Below are 16,889 nucleotides of genomic sequence, written 5' to 3'. Positions count from 1 at the left end.
GGCGATAGCGAAGAGGTCACACCCGTTCCCATTCCGAACACGGCAGTTAAGCTCTTCAGCGCCGATGGTAGTTGGGGGTTTCCCCCTGTGAGAGTAGGACGCCGCCAAGCCATTTAAAAAGATCAGCCATCCGGCTGGTCTTTTTTTTGTTTGTAATAAAAAACTTTTCCGTTTTCAGGGACAGCACGGGCTGGCCTTATTTGAATTGGTTGCCATATCATGAGGAGGAATGGATGAGCTGGGGAAATGGGGGAGAATTTAAGTGATGAAACCTTAAGCAGAAGAAAAAGTTCAGGTTTTACATCCATTTATATAGGGTATTTATGTAAGATATTTCAACTTTTATGTTCAATGGGGTATGTAACTACATATAATTTGGAGAAAATGGATATTACAGAATGAAAGTGCGTTTAAGTTGCAAAATGCATTATTCCTTGTATAATAATAGTCAAATATAGTCAAAGTCAGAATGGAGGAGGCTGAGTGAGAAACATATCTGATGTTATCGAAACTTATTTGAAGCAAGTACTTGAAATAAGTCAAAAAGATATCTTGGAGATTAAAAGAAGTGAAATAGCAGATAAATTTCAGTGTGTTCCTTCTCAAATCAATTACGTAATCAATACGAGGTTTACCATCGAGAGAGGTTATGTTGTAGAGAGTAAGCGTGGAGGCGGCGGTTATATACGCATCATGAAAGTGGAATCACAGGATTCCGTGCAACTTATCAACCAATTATTATCGCTTATTGGTTCCAGGGTAACTCAATCGATGGCTGAAGGAGTAATTTCACGGCTGATGAATGAAGACGTCATTAATGAAAGAGAAGCAAAGATTATGATGAGCGTCATAGATAGATCGGTGATTTATATCGACCTGCCTGATCGCGATGAGCTTAGGGCAAGAATTTTAACTGCGATGCTTACGACTTTAAAATATAAATGAAACTGGCAGAGGTGATGAACGTTGATTTGCCAAGAATGTCATCAAAGGCCTGCTACCCTGCACTTCACCAAAATCATCAATGGAAAAAAGACTGAAGTCATGATTTGTGAGAAATGTGCTCAGGAAAAAGGTGAAATGTTCATGGAGGCAGGCGGACCTGGTTTTTCAATAAATAATTTATTAGCAGGATTGTTGAATATGGAGTCGAATATTCAACAGACAAAGGCAAATGCATTTCCGAAAACGGAAGAGAGGCGCTGCCCGCATTGTCATCGATCTTATAAAGAATTTGTCCATATTGGCAAGTTTGGCTGTGCCGAATGTTATAAAACGTTCAATGAACAGTTAAATCCCATTTTAAAGAGGGTTCATAGCGGCAATACAGCACACATAGGGAAAATTCCAAAAAGGATTGGCGGCGCCATATATCTTCGAAAACAAATTTTGGATTTGAAAGAAGTTTTAAAGGTCCACATTGATCAAGAGGAGTTTGAGAAAGCGGCAGAAGTAAGAGATAAGGTTCGTTCCCTTGAAAAAAGGTTTGAAGCACAAGAGGGAGGCGAGGAATTATGAGCTTGGAAAAGTTTGTAGAAAACGCCTTGAGTTCCTGGATGAGTGCCGAAGGGCCGGAAATCGATATTGTATTGAGTTCGCGGATTCGGCTGGCCAGGAATTTCAAAGACTTTACCTTCCCAACCTCCTTTTCGAACGAAGAAGCTAATAAAATCATTGAATTGGTCAAAAAAAGAATCGAAGAGGAAGTAACCCCGGAGATTGGAAAATTGGAGCTATTAGAGATTGACCAATTGCAGCCACTGGAAAAGCGCGTTCTGGTTGAAAAACATTTAATCAGTCCTCATTTAGTTGAAGATTCAGCGAAAAGCGCATGTCTCCTTTCGGAAAATGAAGAAATAAGTATCATGATAAACGAAGAGGACCATCTCCGTATTCAATGTTTAATGTCGGGGTTGCAGCTAAAGGAAACCTTAAAGATTGCAAATGTTCTTGACGATTGGATTGAAGAATCCATAGACTATGCATATGATGAAGAAAGAGGATACCTGACTAGTTGTCCGACTAATGTGGGAACAGGGTTAAGGGCTTCAGTCATGATGCATCTGCCGGGCCTGGTCCTTACACAGCAGATGAATAATATCATACCGGCTATCAACCAATTGGGGTTGGTGGTTCGAGGGATTTATGGAGAGGGCAGTCAAGCGTTGGGGAATATTTTTCAAATTTCCAATCAAATCACCCTTGGAAAATCGGAAAGGGATATCGTTGAAGATCTAACGAGTGTAGTGCAACAAATCATAGCCCAGGAACGGTCAGCGAGGGATGCATTAGCGAGAACTTCCCACATACAATTAGAAGATAGAATTTTCCGTTCATATGGGGTTTTGTCCAATGCTCGAATCATCGAGACCAAGGAAGCAGCTACATGTATCTCCGATGTTAGGTTAGGGATAGATCTTGGGTATATAAAGAATATTTCCAAAAGCATTCTAAATGAATTGATGATTTTGACGCAGTCGGGATTTTTACAAAAGTACGCAGGCGGCCCTTTAAGACCCCATGAAAGGGATATCCGTAGAGCAACACTCATCCGGGAACGCTTGAATTTCACGGAATCTTCCTCCTCATAGAGGTTATTGACCTCTTTAGGGAGAATTAAATTTCATTAATAGATATGGAGCAAGAATAAGCTTCTGCCATTACTTAGAGAATTGCCAGCAATTTTATTCAAAACGAAAATTCTTAAGGAGGAATTCCCTATGATGTTTGGTCGTTTTACTGAAAGAGCCCAGAAAGTATTAGCATTAGCCCAAGAAGAGGCAATCCGTTTAGGTCATAATAATATTGGTACTGAACATATTTTGCTGGGCCTGGTCCGAGAGGGTGATGGTATTGCAGCCAAAGCGTTATATGCTCTTGGATTGGGTCCGGAGAAGATTCAGAAAGAAGTGGAAAATTTAATTGGCCGTGGACAGGATACGGCTCAAACGATACATTATACCCCAAGAGCCAAGAAGGTCATTGAGCTTTCCATGGATGAAGCAAGAAAATTAGGTCACTCATATGTTGGGACAGAGCATGTCCTTCTAGGTCTTATACGAGAAGGGGAAGGTGTCGCTGCACGCGTATTGAATAATCTGGGAGTAAGTTTAAATAAAGCTCGACAACAAGTATTACAACTTTTGGGCAGCAATGAATCAGGTGGTCATCAAGGTTCAGCCGCTGCAAATGCAAGCACGCCGACACTGGATGGCCTTGCCCGTGATTTAACGGCGATTGCCAGGGAAGGAAGCTTGGATCCGGTTATCGGAAGAAGTAAGGAAATACAGCGTGTCATAGAGGTATTAAGCCGTCGTACAAAAAATAACCCAGTATTGATCGGTGAACCTGGCGTTGGTAAAACAGCCATTGCTGAAGGGCTTGCCCAACAGATTATCAATAATGAGGTACCTGAGATTTTACGTGATAAACGTGTCATGACACTTGATATGGGTACTGTTGTGGCTGGCACTAAATACCGGGGTGAATTTGAGGACCGGTTGAAGAAAGTCATGGATGAAATACGCCAGGCGGGTAATATCATCCTATTCATCGACGAATTGCATACATTGATTGGTGCAGGTGGTGCAGAAGGTGCCATCGATGCCTCCAATATCCTTAAACCATCATTGGCCCGTGGTGAATTACAATGTATCGGTGCTACAACTTTGGATGAGTACCGCAAGTATATTGAAAAGGATGCTGCCCTTGAACGTCGCTTCCAGCCAATCCAAGTCGATGAGCCGACAATTGAGGAATCCATCCAAATTCTCAAAGGTCTTCGTGACCGTTATGAGGCACATCACCGCGTATCGATCACTGACGAAGCGATTGATGCTGCAGTCAAATTATCAGACCGTTATATTTCCGATCGCTTTTTACCTGATAAAGCGATTGACTTGATAGATGAAGCTGGTTCCAAAGTTAGGCTTCGCTCGTACACAACGCCACCCAACCTAAAGGAACTTGAAGTGAAACTAGATGATGTTCGCAAGGAAAAGGATGCTTCCGTTCAGAGTCAGGAATTTGAAAAAGCTGCTTCGCTTCGCGATACAGAACAACGCTTAAGAGAACAATTGGAAGAAACGAAAAAAACTTGGAAAGAAAAACAAGGGCAGGAAAACAGTGAAGTGACTGTGGATGACATTGCACATGTCGTATCCAGCTGGACGGGAGTGCCGGTCACTAAATTGGCGCAAACGGAGTCAGACAAACTGCTTAATATGGAGTCAATCCTCCATGATCGTGTAATTGGGCAGGAAGAGGCCGTCATTGCGGTTTCTAAAGCAGTACGACGTGCAAGGGCAGGTTTGAAAGACCCTAAGCGTCCAATTGGTTCATTCATCTTCTTGGGGCCTACAGGGGTCGGTAAAACCGAGCTAGCCCGAGCTTTGGCTGAATCCATTTTTGGTGATGAAGATGCCATGATCCGCATCGATATGTCCGAATATATGGAGAAACATTCGACTTCACGTCTTGTAGGATCGCCTCCAGGATATGTTGGGTACGAAGAAGGCGGTCAGTTAACGGAAAAAGTGCGGAGGAAACCATACTCCGTCGTTCTGCTTGATGAAATAGAAAAGGCGCATCCGGATGTCTTCAATATTCTTCTTCAAGTGTTGGAAGACGGAAGACTGACAGATTCAAAGGGGCGTACTGTCGATTTCAGGAATACAATTTTGATCATGACATCGAATGTAGGGGCGTCTGCCTTGAAAACTGATAAGTATGTCGGCTTTAACATCCAGGATACTGGTCAGGACTATAAAAATATGAAAGGGAAAGTGATGGAAGAACTCAAACGTGCATTCCGTCCGGAATTCCTGAATCGTATTGATGAAACTATCGTGTTCCACTCATTAGAGAAGGATCATTTGAAACAAATCGTTACATTAATGTCAAATCAGCTTACTACCCGTTTGAAAGAACAGGAGATATACTTGGAGCTGACAGATGCGGCTAGAGAAAAAATTGCCACGGAAGGTTTTGATCCGGAATATGGGGCAAGGCCAATCCGCAGGGCGCTTCAGAAGCATGTAGAGGATTATCTATCCGAAGAGTTGCTTAAAGGCAACGTGAAAAAAGGGCAAACGGTCGTAATGGATGTCGTGAATAATGAGTTTGCAATCCGACAAGGCGAGCCTGTTAATGTAAGTGAATAACCTGATCCTAAACTTCGAGGTACACGCAGATTCTTTTGCAGTGTACCTCTGTTTTTTATCTATAGGTAGATGTGATGAGTATAAACGGGACAAGCAAAGTGAATATTTTTTTAAAAAAACTTAGCCTTAAGAAGGTTTAAATAAAACAGAGATATAATATCCTTAATATAGATATTTTTTCCAAAGGAAGAGGAGTAATTTATGGCTGTAAAAAAGAAAACAAAATTTATCTGTCAGTCTTGTGGGTATGAGTCCGCGAAATGGATGGGGAAATGCCCAGGCTGCGGTGAATGGAATAAAATGGTCGAGGAAACCGAAATCGTTAAACCTGCTAGAAAGGGCGCTTTTACCCATTCAGAGGTGAGAGGTTCCGGGGAACGGGAGAAGGCAGCACCCATAACGACCATTCAATCAGAAAAAGAACCACGCATTAAGACGGATTTAATGGAATTGAATCGTGCTCTTGGGGGCGGGATCGTACAGGGATCACTTGTATTGATCGGAGGGGACCCGGGTATCGGTAAGTCCACCCTGCTTTTACAGGTATCATCCCAATTGGCGCATAAACAGAAAAAAGTGCTTTATATATCAGGTGAAGAATCAGTCAAGCAGACCAAATTGAGAGCGGACCGGCTTGGGACCATGTCGGAAAATCTATTCGTTTATTCTGAAACCGATATGGACTATATCCAACAGGCAATTACAGATGTTAAACCGGATTTGGTCATTATTGACTCGATTCAAACGGTTTACCATTCGGAGGTTACATCTGCCCCGGGAAGCGTTTCACAAGTGAGGGAATGCACAGCCTCACTCATGCGCATTGCTAAAACGAACGGAATCGCGATTTTTATCGTCGGTCACGTTACAAAAGAAGGGGCCATTGCGGGACCACGGCTGCTTGAGCACATGGTTGACACCGTATTATATTTTGAAGGGGAAAGACACCATACATATCGAATTATACGTGCGGTTAAAAATCGCTTTGGTTCGACGAATGAGATGGGTATTTTTGAAATGAAAGAACATGGATTGGAAGAGGTGGCGAATCCATCGGAAATTTTCCTTGAAGAACGGTCGCAAGGAGCTTCGGGGTCCACAGTCGTCGCATCCATGGAGGGCACAAGGCCGGTGCTTGTTGAAATTCAAGCATTGATTTCTCCTACGAGTTTTGGGAATCCTAGGCGGATGGCCACGGGAATTGACCACAATCGAGTTTCGCTTTTAATGGCTGTCCTGGAAAAGAGAGTGGGCTTGCTGCTCCAAAACCAAGATGCGTATTTAAAGGTTGCTGGCGGTGTCAAGCTGGATGAACCGGCAATTGACCTCGCTGTCGCAATAAGCATCGCATCAAGCTTCCGTGATAAACCAACAAACCCTGCCGATTGCATCATTGGTGAAGTGGGGCTGACTGGGGAAGTGAGAAGGGTGTCACGAATTGAACAAAGGGTGCAGGAAGCAGCGAAATTAGGGTTTGAGCGGGTTATCATACCGGCTAATAATATAGGAGGGTGGACCGCGCCGAAAGGTATTAAGATCATTGGTGTTTCATCGGTTTCGGAGGCTCTTAAACAATCGTTAGGGGGTTAAGCATGACAGATAAAAAAGGGTATGAGAAAACAAAATTGGAAATTCTGCAAATCGTAGCACCAGGTACCCCGCTTCGGGAGGGTATTGAAAATGTCCTGAGGGCGAACACGGGCGGTTTGATAGTGGTCGGATATAACGAGAAGGTGCGAACGATCGTGGATGGCGGCTTCGAAATCAACTGCAGCTGTACCCCCAGCACATTATATGAGTTGGCGAAGATGGACGGGGCCATCATTTTAAATGAAACCGCCGATAAGATCATTTTCGCAAATGCCCAATTAGTGCCTGATAACAGTACACCTTCCACTGAAACGGGAATGAGGCATAGAACAGCGGAACGGGTGGCAAGGGAGACCAAGTCGTTGGTCATCGCAATCTCACAACGCCGGAATGTCATCACTTTATATCAGGGCAATTTCCGGTATGCCCTTAAAGATATAGGAGTCATTCTTGCCAAGGCTAATTTAGCCATCCAGACCTTGGAAAAATACAAGGTGGTCCTGCAGCAGAGCATATCGGTTTTAGGAGCGCTCGAGTTTGAGGAAATCGTGACCTATGCCGATCTTTTGCAGGTATTTCACCGTTATGTGATGGTGCTCAGGATCAAGGCGGAGCTGCTAACGTACCTTAATGAACTTGGTACGGAAGGAAGGCTGATCCGTTTGCAAATGAATGAAATCCTGGCAGATATTGAAACGGAAGGGAAATGGCTTATCAAGGATTATACCTCCAGTAATGATGAAAATCCCGAGGAAATCATTTTTAGGCTTCAAGAGTTGGCCATGCAGGAAAAACTGGATGAAAGCATTCTTCTTAAGGTGCTGGGCTATCATGGATATATACATCTTGATGAGTCAGTACATCCCCGTGGTTACCGTATTCTTCATAAAATCCCACGCTTGCCGGGTTTAATCATCGAAAATTTAGTGAAACAGTTCGGAAGCTTTAGTGAAGTCAATAAAGCTACGGTTGAAAACCTTGACGATGTGGAGGGTATAGGTGAAGTCCGGGCCAATAAAATTAAAGAAGGACTCCGAATTTTGAAAAATCAGCTGGTCACAAATAGAAGGATGTAAGGTGCAGCCGGCTTTAAAAAAACTCCTGAACGGGCTTGAAATTGATTGGTGTTTATTTTTGACACTCAAAACTCAGGGTGCTAGGCTAATATTACGAAAAAGAGAAGAATTCATATTTGTAAATCCACTAATTCCTTAAGTGAATTTAACGTATATAGTGAAAACGAATTTTCGAAGGTTTCATTTTATTTTATTGGTCAATAATGAGTAGAAGGAGGTGAAAGGGATGTTAAAACGCATTATACAAGCATGCTTCTTAATAGTCGGCGGAACACTTGGTATGTTGCTTATTCCGGAATTATTAATTGTTTTACATGCAGACGATATTGCTTTATTAAACAATCCTTATGTAAGTGTACTGTTGGGTGCCATTATCTTTTATCTTATAACTTTTTGGGCAGTAGATCATGTGATCTACTTTATGAAATGGCTGGAGGAACAGCTTGTAAAGATACCGATTACGGATATAATCTTTGGCAGCGTAGGTCTTTTAGTTGGACTGCTTGCAGCGTTCTTGGTTGGATCCGCATTCAGTGCCATCAAGGTTCCCATTTTGAATACAGTGGTTCCTATCATCCTTACGCTATTATTTGGATATCTTGGTTTTCAGGTGGGCTTTAAAAAACGTGATGAGCTATTGAGTTTATTCACGAAAAGCAATAAGAAAAAGAACACGGATGGTGAAGCAAGCGAAGAGGATGAAGAGGGGTATAGCAAGCGCCTGAAGATTCTTGATACAAGCGTCATCATTGATGGCAGAATTGCGGATATTTGTCAGACAGGCTTTCTGGAGGGTACCATAGTCATTCCTCAATTCGTATTAAACGAATTGCAGCACATTGCCGATTCATCTGATGCATTGAAAAGGAATCGTGGAAGGCGCGGTTTGGATATCTTGAATCGGATTCAAAAAGACCTGCCGATTAAAGTGGAGATGTACGAGGGGGATTTTGAAGACATTCAGGAAGTCGACAGTAAACTGGTGAAGCTTGCCAAAATATCGGGCGGAATGGTCGTTACCAATGATTTCAATTTAAACAAAGTATGCGAGTTTCAAAATGTGGCGGTACTTAATATCAATGACCTGGCCAATGCCGTAAAACCTGTTGTACTTCCTGGGGAAGAGATGAATGTTCAGGTCATAAAGGACGGGAAAGAGCAGAACCAGGGCATCGCTTATTTAGACGATGGCACCATGATCGTTGTCGAGGGTGGCCGTGACCATATCGGGAAACGGATCGATGTACTTGTCACAAGTGTATTGCAAACCTCTGCAGGCCGGATGATATTCGCTAAACCGAAACTATTAGAAAAAGCATTATAAAGAAGAGTAGGAGAAACCGTTATGTTTTATGAAGTAGTGATACCTGCAGCTGGACAAGGCAAAAGAATGAAAGCGGGCAAGAATAAACTTTTTATTGAACTATCGGGTGTCCCGATCATTGTTTATACACTGCGTGTCTTCGAAGAAGATCCTGACTGTCGGGGGATTATCCTTTCGATAAACCCGGCAGAAAAGGATTATTTCAATCAATTGATAGCAGCGAATGGGCTTAAAAAGGTCAAGAAACTGGTCATGGGTGGCAAGGAGCGCCAACAAAGCGTTTATAATGGACTGCAACATGCAGAAGAAGACATCGTCCTGGTCCATGACGGTGCCCGCCCTTTTATTACCCTAGGGCAAATCAGTGAATTGACTACTGCCGCCTCCCTTAATGGAGGTGCCGTAATTGCAGTGCCCGTTAAGGATACGATTAAAAAAGCGGCAAACAAAAAGGTATTGGAAACAGTGGAACGATCAAGCTTGTGGGCGGTGCAAACTCCACAAGCTTTTCGTGTATCCATATTAAAAAGTGCGTATGAACAGGCAGAAGCTGAAGAATTTTTAGGGACGGACGATGCAAGTTTACTAGAGCGGATCAATGAACAGGTAGTTATTATTGAGGGCAATTATGATAATATTAAGATTACGACTCAGGAAGACCTTTATTTTGCAGAAGCGATTTTACATAAACAACAACATGGAAAAAGATGATTGGGGAGAATGATATGTTTAGAATAGGACAAGGATATGACGTTCATCAGCTTGTGGAAGGCAGGCCTTTGATAATTGGCGGGATTACGATTCCGTATGAGAAAGGACTGCTGGGTCATTCGGATGCGGATGTCCTTCTGCATACTGTTGCCGATGCCTGCTTGGGTGCAATTGGTGCAGGGGATATCGGTAAGCATTTTCCGGATACCGACCCTGAATTTAAAGATGCCGATTCTGCAAAACTGCTGCAGTATATTTGGGCGATCGTAAAAAAAGAAGGATATTCCCTAGGCAATGCGGATTGTACAATCATTGCACAAAGCCCGAAAATGGCACCTTATATCGAGGAAATGCGAGGCAGGATTGCAGAACTTTTAGATTCCTCGATAGACAGGATTAATGTAAAGGCGACCACAACGGAGAAACTTGGATTTACAGGCAGGGGCGAAGGAATCGCGGCACAGGCTGTTGTTTTATTGGTCAAATCAAACTAAATCGTTTTTAGAGTGGATGCCTTTATCCCAATGTATTTAAATGATAATATAAACAATAGAATAGAACGACTGGGAGGTCTATATATATCATGAGCAGCGATATTCGAGTTCGCTATGCACCGAGTCCGACTGGACATTTACATATTGGTAATGCACGGACTGCTTTATTTAATTATTTATACGCACGAAATAAAGGCGGGAAATTCATCATCCGTATTGAGGATACCGACCAAAAGAGAAATATTGAAGGCGGAGAGGAAAGTCAGCTTAAATATTTGAAATGGCTTGGCATGGATTGGGATGAAGGTGTTGATGTTGGCGGTGAATACGGTCCATATCGTCAATCCGAAAGGAACGACCTTTATCAGGAATTGTATCAAGAGCTTTTGGATAAGGGTTTAGCATATAAATGCTATTGTACGGAAGAAGAGCTTGAAGCAGAGCGTGAAGGACAGGTCGAACGCAATGAAACGCCAAAATATTCCGGGAAGTGCAAGCATTTAACTGAGGAAGAGCAAGCGGAATTAGTTGCACAAGGAAGAAAACCGAGCATTCGCTTTGCCGTTCCAGCTGGGAAGGTCCTTACTTTCAAAGATATGGTCAAGGATGAGGTTTCATTTGAAACGGATGGCTTTGGTGATTTTGTCATCGTAAAAAAAGATGGCATTCCAACTTATAACTTTGCAGTGGCCGTCGATGATCACTTGATGAAGATTTCCCATGTCCTTCGCGGTGATGATCATATCTCCAATACTCCAAAACAATTGATGATTTATGAAGCTTTCGGGTGGGAACCGCCGGTATTCGGACATATGACGCTGATTGTAAACGAAAGCAGGAAGAAACTGAGTAAACGTGATGAGTCGATCATTCAATTCATTGAACAATATGAAGAGCTTGGTTATGTACCTGAAGCTTTATTCAATTTCATTACATTACTAGGATGGTCTCCGGTCGGGGAGGAAGAGATTTTCACGAAGGAAGAATTCATTAATCTTTTCGATGCTGACCGTCTGTCTAAATCACCTGCACTTTTCGATAAGCAAAAGCTTACATGGATGAATAATCAATATGTGAAGCAATTGGACGTCAATCGTGCAGTGGAATTGTCATTGCCTCACTTAATTAAAGCCGGGAAGGTTTCAGAGACACTGACCGCCGAAGAAGAAGAGTGGGTACATGGGCTTGTTTCACTTTTTCAAGAACAGATGAGCTATGGAGCGGAAATAGTCGAGCTTTCTGAACTGTTTTTCAAGGATGAAGTCGAGTTCGAGCAAGAAGCTAAGGAAGTGCTGGCCGAAGAACAGGTACCGGAAGTCATGAAAGCTTTCCTTCAGGAGATCGAAGGGCTTGAAGAATTTAATGCGGATGAAATCAAGAAGTCGATTAAAGCCGTACAAAAAAGCACAGGGCATAAAGGGAAAAAATTATTCATGCCGATAAGGGCTGCCGTCACGGGTCAAACACATGGTCCTGACTTGCCTAAGGCAATTTCATTACTGGGCAAAGAAAAAATTAAACAGCGTATTCAGAGTATTTTATATTAACAATTTGTCGAAAATGTAATATAGTATTTAATAATCTTACAAAAGAACGCGTAGATGGGGAGAAGTAAGTAAACGAAGCTTTTTAGAGAGAACCATAACCTGCTGAAAGTGGTTCAGGCCTCTCGTTTTCTGAAATGCACCCTTGAGTCCTTTGCTGAACTAACCTATAGTAGGCACAGGCGGAATGTCCTCCGTTACAGGGATTAAAGTTGGGGATGAAAAAACAGGAAAAAGCTTTACCTGGTTCGTACATTCCAAACAGAGTGGAACCGCGCTTCAAGCGTCTCTGTCTATTTGGACAGAGACGCTTTTTTATATGCTTTAAAAGCTTCAAAAGGGGATGTTGGAAAAGGACGGAACATAGGGGGGAATCATTTTGTTAAAGATGTTTAAAGAAGATATCGAAGTGGTTTTTGATCAAGATCCTGCTGCGCGCAGCTATTTGGAAGTCATATTGACGTACGCGGGTTTACATGCGATTTGGAGTCATAGGATGGCTCACGCACTATTTAAGAGGAAATTCTTTTTCCTGGCGAGAAGCATATCTCAAATCAGCCGGTTTTTTACCGGAATCGAAATTCATCCAGGGGCTACGATTGGCCGTCGTTTCTTCATTGACCATGGAATGGGGATCGTCATTGGCGAAACTTGTGAAATTGGCGACAATGTATCCGTCTTTCAAGGTGTAACCCTTGGGGGGACTGGAAAGGAAAAGGGAAAACGTCATCCTACGATAAAGGATAATGTTTTGATAGCTACAGGAGCAAAAGTGCTGGGTTCCATCACTGTTGGGGAAAACTCGAAAATCGGTGCGGGATCGGTCGTTTTAAAGGAAGTGCCACCTAATTCTACAGTGGTGGGCATTCCAGGTAAAGTGGTCATTCAAGATGGCATCAAAATCAATAAAGACCTAAATCATTGTGATCTTCCTGATCCAATCGCTGATCGCTTTAAGGAATTGGATAGTGAAATCAGGGCCTTAAGGGCGAGGTTGGCCGAACAGAAGCAGGAAGAAAGGAGTCTATAATATGGCGATTAAAATATATAACACAGCAACAAGAAAAAAGGAAACCTTCGTCCCGATTGAAGAGGGAAAGGTGAAGATGTATGTATGCGGACCCACTGTCTATAATTACATTCATATTGGCAATGCCAGACCGGCAATCGTATTCGATACCGTTCGTAGGTATTTGGATTACCGTGGATATGATGTGCAATTCGTTTCGAACTTCACGGATGTGGATGATAAGCTGATTCGTGCGGCAAAAGAATTGGGGGAAGATGTCCCGACCATATCGGAGCGTTTCATCAAGGCGTATTTTGAAGACGTGTCGGCATTGGGCTGCAAAAAAGCGGATGCTCACCCGACCGTAATGGAGAACATGGATGCAATCATTGAATTCATCTCGGCGTTAATCGAGAAAGGATTCGCTTATGAATCGGAAGGGGATGTGTATTACCGCACTCGTAAGTTTGAGGGATATGGCAAGCTTTCACATCAGTCCATCGATGAGCTTCGAGTGGGGGCACGTATTGAAATAGGGGAGAAAAAACAAGATGCCCTTGATTTTGCCCTTTGGAAAGCGGCCAAGGATGATGAAATATCATGGGAGAGCCCATGGGGTAAGGGGCGTCCTGGCTGGCATATCGAATGCTCCGCAATGGTCAAAAAGTATTTGGGGGATACCATCGATATTCATGCAGGAGGTCAAGATCTGGCATTCCCGCATCATGAAAATGAAATTGCACAATCCGAAGCATTGACGGGTAAGACCTTTGCGAATTATTGGATGCATAATGGGTATATAAATATTGAGAATGAAAAAATGTCTAAGTCCTTAGGTAATTTCGTCCTTGTGCATGACATCATTCAGAAGCATGATCCACAAGTGTTACGCTTCTTTATGTTATCAGTACATTACCGTCATCCGATCAATTATAGTGAAGAAGTGCTTGAAAATGTAAAGGCGTCCCTTGAACGCTTAAGGACATCATATCAAAATTTAAAGCATCGCCTTCAAGTAAGTGACGGATTGACTGAGAATAATGATGTTTGGTTGGAGAAGCTGAATGATTTACATGAACAATTCATTAAGGAAATGGACGATGATTTCAACACAGCTAATGCAATATCCATGCTTTTTGAACTTTCCAAACAGGCAAATTATTACTTGATGGAGAAAAACACAGACACGGAAGTGATTAATGCTTTCCTTGATAAATTCAACACCTTATTTTCTGTCCTCGGTTTGTCCCTTGAAGAAGAGGGGCTTCTGGATGAAGAAATTGAAGGGTTGATACAGCAAAGGATTCAAGCGCGGAAAGACCGCAATTTTGGATTATCTGATGAAATTCGCGATCGCTTGAAAAACATGAATATCATATTAGAGGATACCCCTCAAGGTACAAGATGGAAAAGAGGGTAATTAATGCTTCATTACGATAGTAAGGTAGATGCAAAAATGCTGAACAGTCTTGCTTTAGCATATATAGGTGATGCTGTATACGAAACGTATATACGGCATCACCTCATTCAAAAAGGGGCGGTCAAGCCCAATCTACTTCACAAAAAAGCTACATCTTTTGTAGCTGCTAAAGCGCAAAATAAAATCATCCACTTCTTTCTGGAGTCAGATTGGCTATCGGAAGAGGAATCCGCTGTCGTTCGGCGCGGCCGAAATGCGAAATCCGGTACGGTACCGAAGAATACAGATGTGCAAACGTATCGCTACAGTACAGCCTTCGAGGCTCTTATGGGATTTTTGTATTTATCCGGTCGAATAGAAAGAATGGAAGAACTCATCAAAAAATCCATTGAATACATTGAAGAAGAAAAGGGGAGTAACCCATGAGCGAAGAATATATCATTGGCAGAAACCCCGTATTGGAAGCACTTCGCTCCGAACGGGAAGTTAATAAAATTTGGATAGCCGAGGGCTCGCAAAAAGGCTCGATGCAACCACTTATCGGTCTCGCGAAGGAAAAGAAGGTGCTCGTGCAAATCGTACCGAAGAAAAAAATTGACCAAATGGTAGAAGGCATCCATCAAGGCGTTATCGCACAAGTGGCTGCATATGAATATGTGGAGCTGGATGACTTATTCGCAAAAGCGGCTGAACGGGACGAAGCACCTTTTTTCATGATTCTTGATGAGGTTGAAGATCCGCATAATTTAGGTTCGATCATGAGGACGGCCGATGCAGTCGGGGCCCATGGAATCATCATTCCGAAAAGAAGAGCAGTGGGCTTGACGGCAACAGTGGCTAAAGCTTCGACTGGTGCAATCGAATATATTCCTGTAGCTCGCGTTACAAATTTGGCAAGAGCTGTGGAAGAATTGAAAGAGCGAGGGGTATGGATAGTCGGTACCGATGCGAAAGGCAGCGATGATTACCGTAACATGGACGGAAAGATGCCTATCGGACTTGTTATTGGCAGCGAAGGAAAAGGCATGGCCCGGTTAATGAAGGAGAAATGTGATTTTCTCATCCGTCTTCCAATGGCAGGAAAAGTAACTTCGTTAAATGCATCGGTAGCAGCCGGTTTATTGATGTATGAGGTTTATAGAAAAAGAAATCCCCTAGGGCAATGACGAAATGAATATTCTGTTGGTGGACGGTTATAACATTATTGGAGCTTGGCCGGAACTGAGAGAATTAAAAGAACGGGATCTTGCTGCTGCAAGGGATCGATTGATAGAAATGATGGCGGAATATCAAGCATTTACCGGATACCGTGTAATTGTCGTATTTGATGCTCAATATGTTCAGGGAATTGCCCGCAAATTCAAAAATCACAAAGTTGACGTAATTTTTACAAAAGAAAATGAAACTGCGGATGAAAGAATAGAAAAGATGGCCATCGAACTGAATAATGTCAAAACGCAAATTCAAGTGGCAACCTCTGACTTCACGGAACAGTGGGTGATCTTTGGCCAAGGGGCCCTAAGGAAATCCGCTCGTGAACTGCTAATTGAAATGGAAGAAATTCAAGGCGAAATCAAGAAAGATGTAAGAAAAACAACAACGATAAGACCTGTTGCTAAAATTCCTTTAAGTGAAGAAGTGGCAGAAATTTTCGAAAAATGGCGCCGGGGTAAAATTTGAACCATTGACGGGTAAAATTTACCTGCTGTATAATATTTCTATCTGAGTCAGGTCAGGGGGATATAATGTGGGTCTCAAATTCGGAATGAAGCTGAACGAAAAGTATCTTCAGTTTGAGGATGATGAATTGATAGGGTTGGTGCACACTGGAGACAGTGAAGCGCTTGATTATTTGATCCAAAAGTATCGTAATTTTGTAAGAGCGAAGGCAAGGACTTATTTCTTGATTGGTGCCGATAAGGAAGACATCGTGCAAGAAGGTATGATTGGTTTATATAAAGCCGTCCGTGATTTTAAAGGGGATAAGTTATCTTCTTTTAAAGCATTTGCAGAACTATGCATTACGAGGCAGATCATTACAGCTATCAAAACAGCAACACGTCAAAAACATATTCCGCTCAATTCCTATGTTTCCCTGGACAAGCCAATTTATGATGAGGAATCGGACCGAACTCTAATGGATATCATATCGGGTACGAAGGTTTTGGACCCGGAAGAACTGATCATCAACCAAGAAGAGTTTGACGATATCGAATTAAAGATGGCCGAGCTCCTGAGTGATCTTGAGAGAAAAGTGTTAGCTCTTTACCTGGATGGACAAACCTACCAAGAAATTTCGGAAGAGTTGAACCGGCATGTTAAGTCAATCGACAACGCCCTTCAGCGGGTGAAAAGAAAGCTCGAGCGCTATCTGGAAGTAAGGGAAATCAGTTTATAATCCCTCCGCTTTTTCCGCTTAATTTCATCTGTCCCTTCTCCACATGGAAGTTTTTTTATTCACTAAGATTTTTAGATGCAAGCCGATGTTTTGATTTACGTTGTCCATAATGGGTGAAACCCGCTTTGATATTGACAATAAAAAACAGTCGTGATAAGGTT

16 protein-coding genes, 1 rRNA gene and 1 other annotated feature are annotated in these 16,889 nt (G+C 42.5%); all 17 genes read left to right on the top strand.

The window, feature by feature from the left end:
* Positions 1-110: ribosomal RNA gene (gene rrf, locus AC1DIV_RS22170) — 5S ribosomal RNA — on the top strand; the annotation flags it as partial.
* A gap of 373 nt (positions 111-483) precedes the next feature.
* A complete protein-coding gene (locus AC1DIV_RS22165; protein ID WP_048677843.1) occupies positions 484-945 on the top strand; it encodes a CtsR family transcriptional regulator in 462 nt (153 codons plus the stop codon).
* Positions 946-966: 21 nt separating this feature from the next.
* A complete protein-coding gene (locus AC1DIV_RS22160; protein ID WP_063595519.1) occupies positions 967-1,518 on the top strand; it encodes a UvrB/UvrC motif-containing protein in 552 nt (183 codons plus the stop codon).
* Entirely contained in the window at positions 1,515-2,591 is a 1,077-nt protein-coding gene (locus AC1DIV_RS22155) for a protein arginine kinase (protein WP_421161484.1), read from the top strand. Before AC1DIV_RS22160 ends, AC1DIV_RS22155 begins: the two co-directional genes overlap by 4 nt.
* 129 nt (positions 2,592-2,720) lie before the next feature.
* The gene (gene clpC, locus AC1DIV_RS22150; RefSeq protein WP_034305090.1) at positions 2,721-5,162 is read left to right on the top strand and encodes an ATP-dependent protease ATP-binding subunit ClpC; all 2,442 of its coding nucleotides are present in this window, start codon (positions 2,721-2,723) and stop codon (positions 5,160-5,162) included.
* 201 nt (positions 5,163-5,363) lie between these two features.
* Positions 5,364-6,752 (top strand): DNA repair protein RadA, encoded by a 1,389-nt coding sequence (radA, locus tag AC1DIV_RS22145; protein WP_048677848.1) that lies wholly within the window; start codon positions 5,364-5,366, stop codon positions 6,750-6,752.
* Between the two features lie 2 nt (positions 6,753-6,754).
* The gene (gene disA / locus AC1DIV_RS22140; RefSeq protein WP_063595517.1) at positions 6,755-7,828 is read left to right on the top strand and encodes a DNA integrity scanning diadenylate cyclase DisA; all 1,074 of its coding nucleotides are present in this window, start codon (positions 6,755-6,757) and stop codon (positions 7,826-7,828) included.
* A 226-nt stretch (positions 7,829-8,054) separates the two neighbouring features.
* Positions 8,055-9,152 carry a PIN/TRAM domain-containing protein gene (locus AC1DIV_RS22135; protein WP_063595516.1) on the top strand — a complete coding sequence of 366 codons (1,098 nt, stop codon included), beginning with the start codon at positions 8,055-8,057 and terminating at the stop codon, positions 9,150-9,152.
* Between the two features lie 21 nt (positions 9,153-9,173).
* Complete coding sequence (ispD, locus tag AC1DIV_RS22130) at positions 9,174-9,863, top strand: 2-C-methyl-D-erythritol 4-phosphate cytidylyltransferase (protein WP_063595515.1); 690 nt, start codon at positions 9,174-9,176, stop codon at positions 9,861-9,863.
* A gap of 14 nt (positions 9,864-9,877) precedes the next feature.
* Positions 9,878-10,357 (top strand): 2-C-methyl-D-erythritol 2,4-cyclodiphosphate synthase, encoded by a 480-nt coding sequence (ispF, locus tag AC1DIV_RS22125; protein WP_057276469.1) that lies wholly within the window; start codon positions 9,878-9,880, stop codon positions 10,355-10,357.
* Positions 10,358-10,446: 89 nt separating this feature from the next.
* Positions 10,447-11,904 carry a glutamate--tRNA ligase gene (gltX, locus tag AC1DIV_RS22120; RefSeq protein WP_053537039.1) on the top strand — a complete coding sequence of 486 codons (1,458 nt, stop codon included), beginning with the start codon at positions 10,447-10,449 and terminating at the stop codon, positions 11,902-11,904.
* A gap of 42 nt (positions 11,905-11,946) precedes the next feature.
* Positions 11,947-12,195: a binding site (T-box leader), on the top strand.
* An 85-nt stretch (positions 12,196-12,280) separates the two neighbouring features.
* On the top strand, positions 12,281-12,931 hold the full coding sequence (gene cysE / locus AC1DIV_RS22115) for a serine O-acetyltransferase (RefSeq protein ID WP_034305073.1): 651 nt from the start codon (positions 12,281-12,283) through the stop codon (positions 12,929-12,931).
* Position 12,932: 1 nt separating this feature from the next.
* Positions 12,933-14,330: a cysteine--tRNA ligase gene (gene cysS / locus AC1DIV_RS22110; protein WP_048677861.1), complete on the top strand. Its 1,398-nt coding sequence runs from the start codon at positions 12,933-12,935 to the stop codon at positions 14,328-14,330.
* A gap of 3 nt (positions 14,331-14,333) precedes the next feature.
* The gene (locus tag AC1DIV_RS22105) at positions 14,334-14,756 is read left to right on the top strand and encodes a Mini-ribonuclease 3 (RefSeq protein ID WP_034305071.1); all 423 of its coding nucleotides are present in this window, start codon (positions 14,334-14,336) and stop codon (positions 14,754-14,756) included.
* On the top strand, positions 14,753-15,496 hold the full coding sequence (rlmB, locus tag AC1DIV_RS22100; protein ID WP_034305069.1) for a 23S rRNA (guanosine(2251)-2'-O)-methyltransferase RlmB: 744 nt from the start codon (positions 14,753-14,755) through the stop codon (positions 15,494-15,496). Before AC1DIV_RS22105 ends, rlmB begins: the two co-directional genes overlap by 4 nt.
* Before the next feature lie 4 nt (positions 15,497-15,500).
* On the top strand, positions 15,501-16,010 hold the full coding sequence (locus AC1DIV_RS22095; RefSeq protein WP_289348366.1) for an NYN domain-containing protein: 510 nt from the start codon (positions 15,501-15,503) through the stop codon (positions 16,008-16,010).
* Between the two features lie 85 nt (positions 16,011-16,095).
* On the top strand, positions 16,096-16,728 hold the full coding sequence (gene sigH / locus AC1DIV_RS22090) for an RNA polymerase sporulation sigma factor SigH (RefSeq protein WP_094246690.1): 633 nt from the start codon (positions 16,096-16,098) through the stop codon (positions 16,726-16,728).
* The last annotated feature ends 161 nt before the right edge of the window (positions 16,729-16,889 follow it).

This window comes from Peribacillus sp. 05N428, assembly GCF_056397085.1.
Note: the sequence above shows the minus strand (reverse complement) of the source record. Positions and strands in the feature narration are given on the sequence as shown.

Bases quoted from the DNA above. Each gene is read 5' to 3' on its own strand.
- AC1DIV_RS22155 (WP_421161484.1), top strand. From the start codon at position 1,515: ATGAGCTTGGAAAAGTTTGTAGAAAACGCCTTGAGTTCCTGGATGAGT.
- clpC (WP_034305090.1), top strand. From the start codon at position 2,721: ATGATGTTTGGTCGTTTTACTGAAAGAGCCCAGAAAGTATTAGCATTA.
- radA (WP_048677848.1), top strand. From the start codon at position 5,364: ATGGCTGTAAAAAAGAAAACAAAATTTATCTGTCAGTCTTGTGGGTAT.
- disA (WP_063595517.1), top strand. From the start codon at position 6,755: ATGACAGATAAAAAAGGGTATGAGAAAACAAAATTGGAAATTCTGCAA.
- AC1DIV_RS22135 (WP_063595516.1), top strand. From the start codon at position 8,055: ATGTTAAAACGCATTATACAAGCATGCTTCTTAATAGTCGGCGGAACA.
- ispD (WP_063595515.1), top strand. From the start codon at position 9,174: ATGTTTTATGAAGTAGTGATACCTGCAGCTGGACAAGGCAAAAGAATG.
- ispF (WP_057276469.1), top strand. From the start codon at position 9,878: ATGTTTAGAATAGGACAAGGATATGACGTTCATCAGCTTGTGGAAGGC.
- gltX (WP_053537039.1), top strand. From the start codon at position 10,447: ATGAGCAGCGATATTCGAGTTCGCTATGCACCGAGTCCGACTGGACAT.
- cysS (WP_048677861.1), top strand. From the start codon at position 12,933: ATGGCGATTAAAATATATAACACAGCAACAAGAAAAAAGGAAACCTTC.
- AC1DIV_RS22105 (WP_034305071.1), top strand. From the start codon at position 14,334: ATGCTTCATTACGATAGTAAGGTAGATGCAAAAATGCTGAACAGTCTT.
- rlmB (WP_034305069.1), top strand. From the start codon at position 14,753: ATGAGCGAAGAATATATCATTGGCAGAAACCCCGTATTGGAAGCACTT.
- AC1DIV_RS22095 (WP_289348366.1), top strand. From the start codon at position 15,501: ATGAATATTCTGTTGGTGGACGGTTATAACATTATTGGAGCTTGGCCG.
- sigH (WP_094246690.1), top strand. From the start codon at position 16,096: ATGAAGCTGAACGAAAAGTATCTTCAGTTTGAGGATGATGAATTGATA.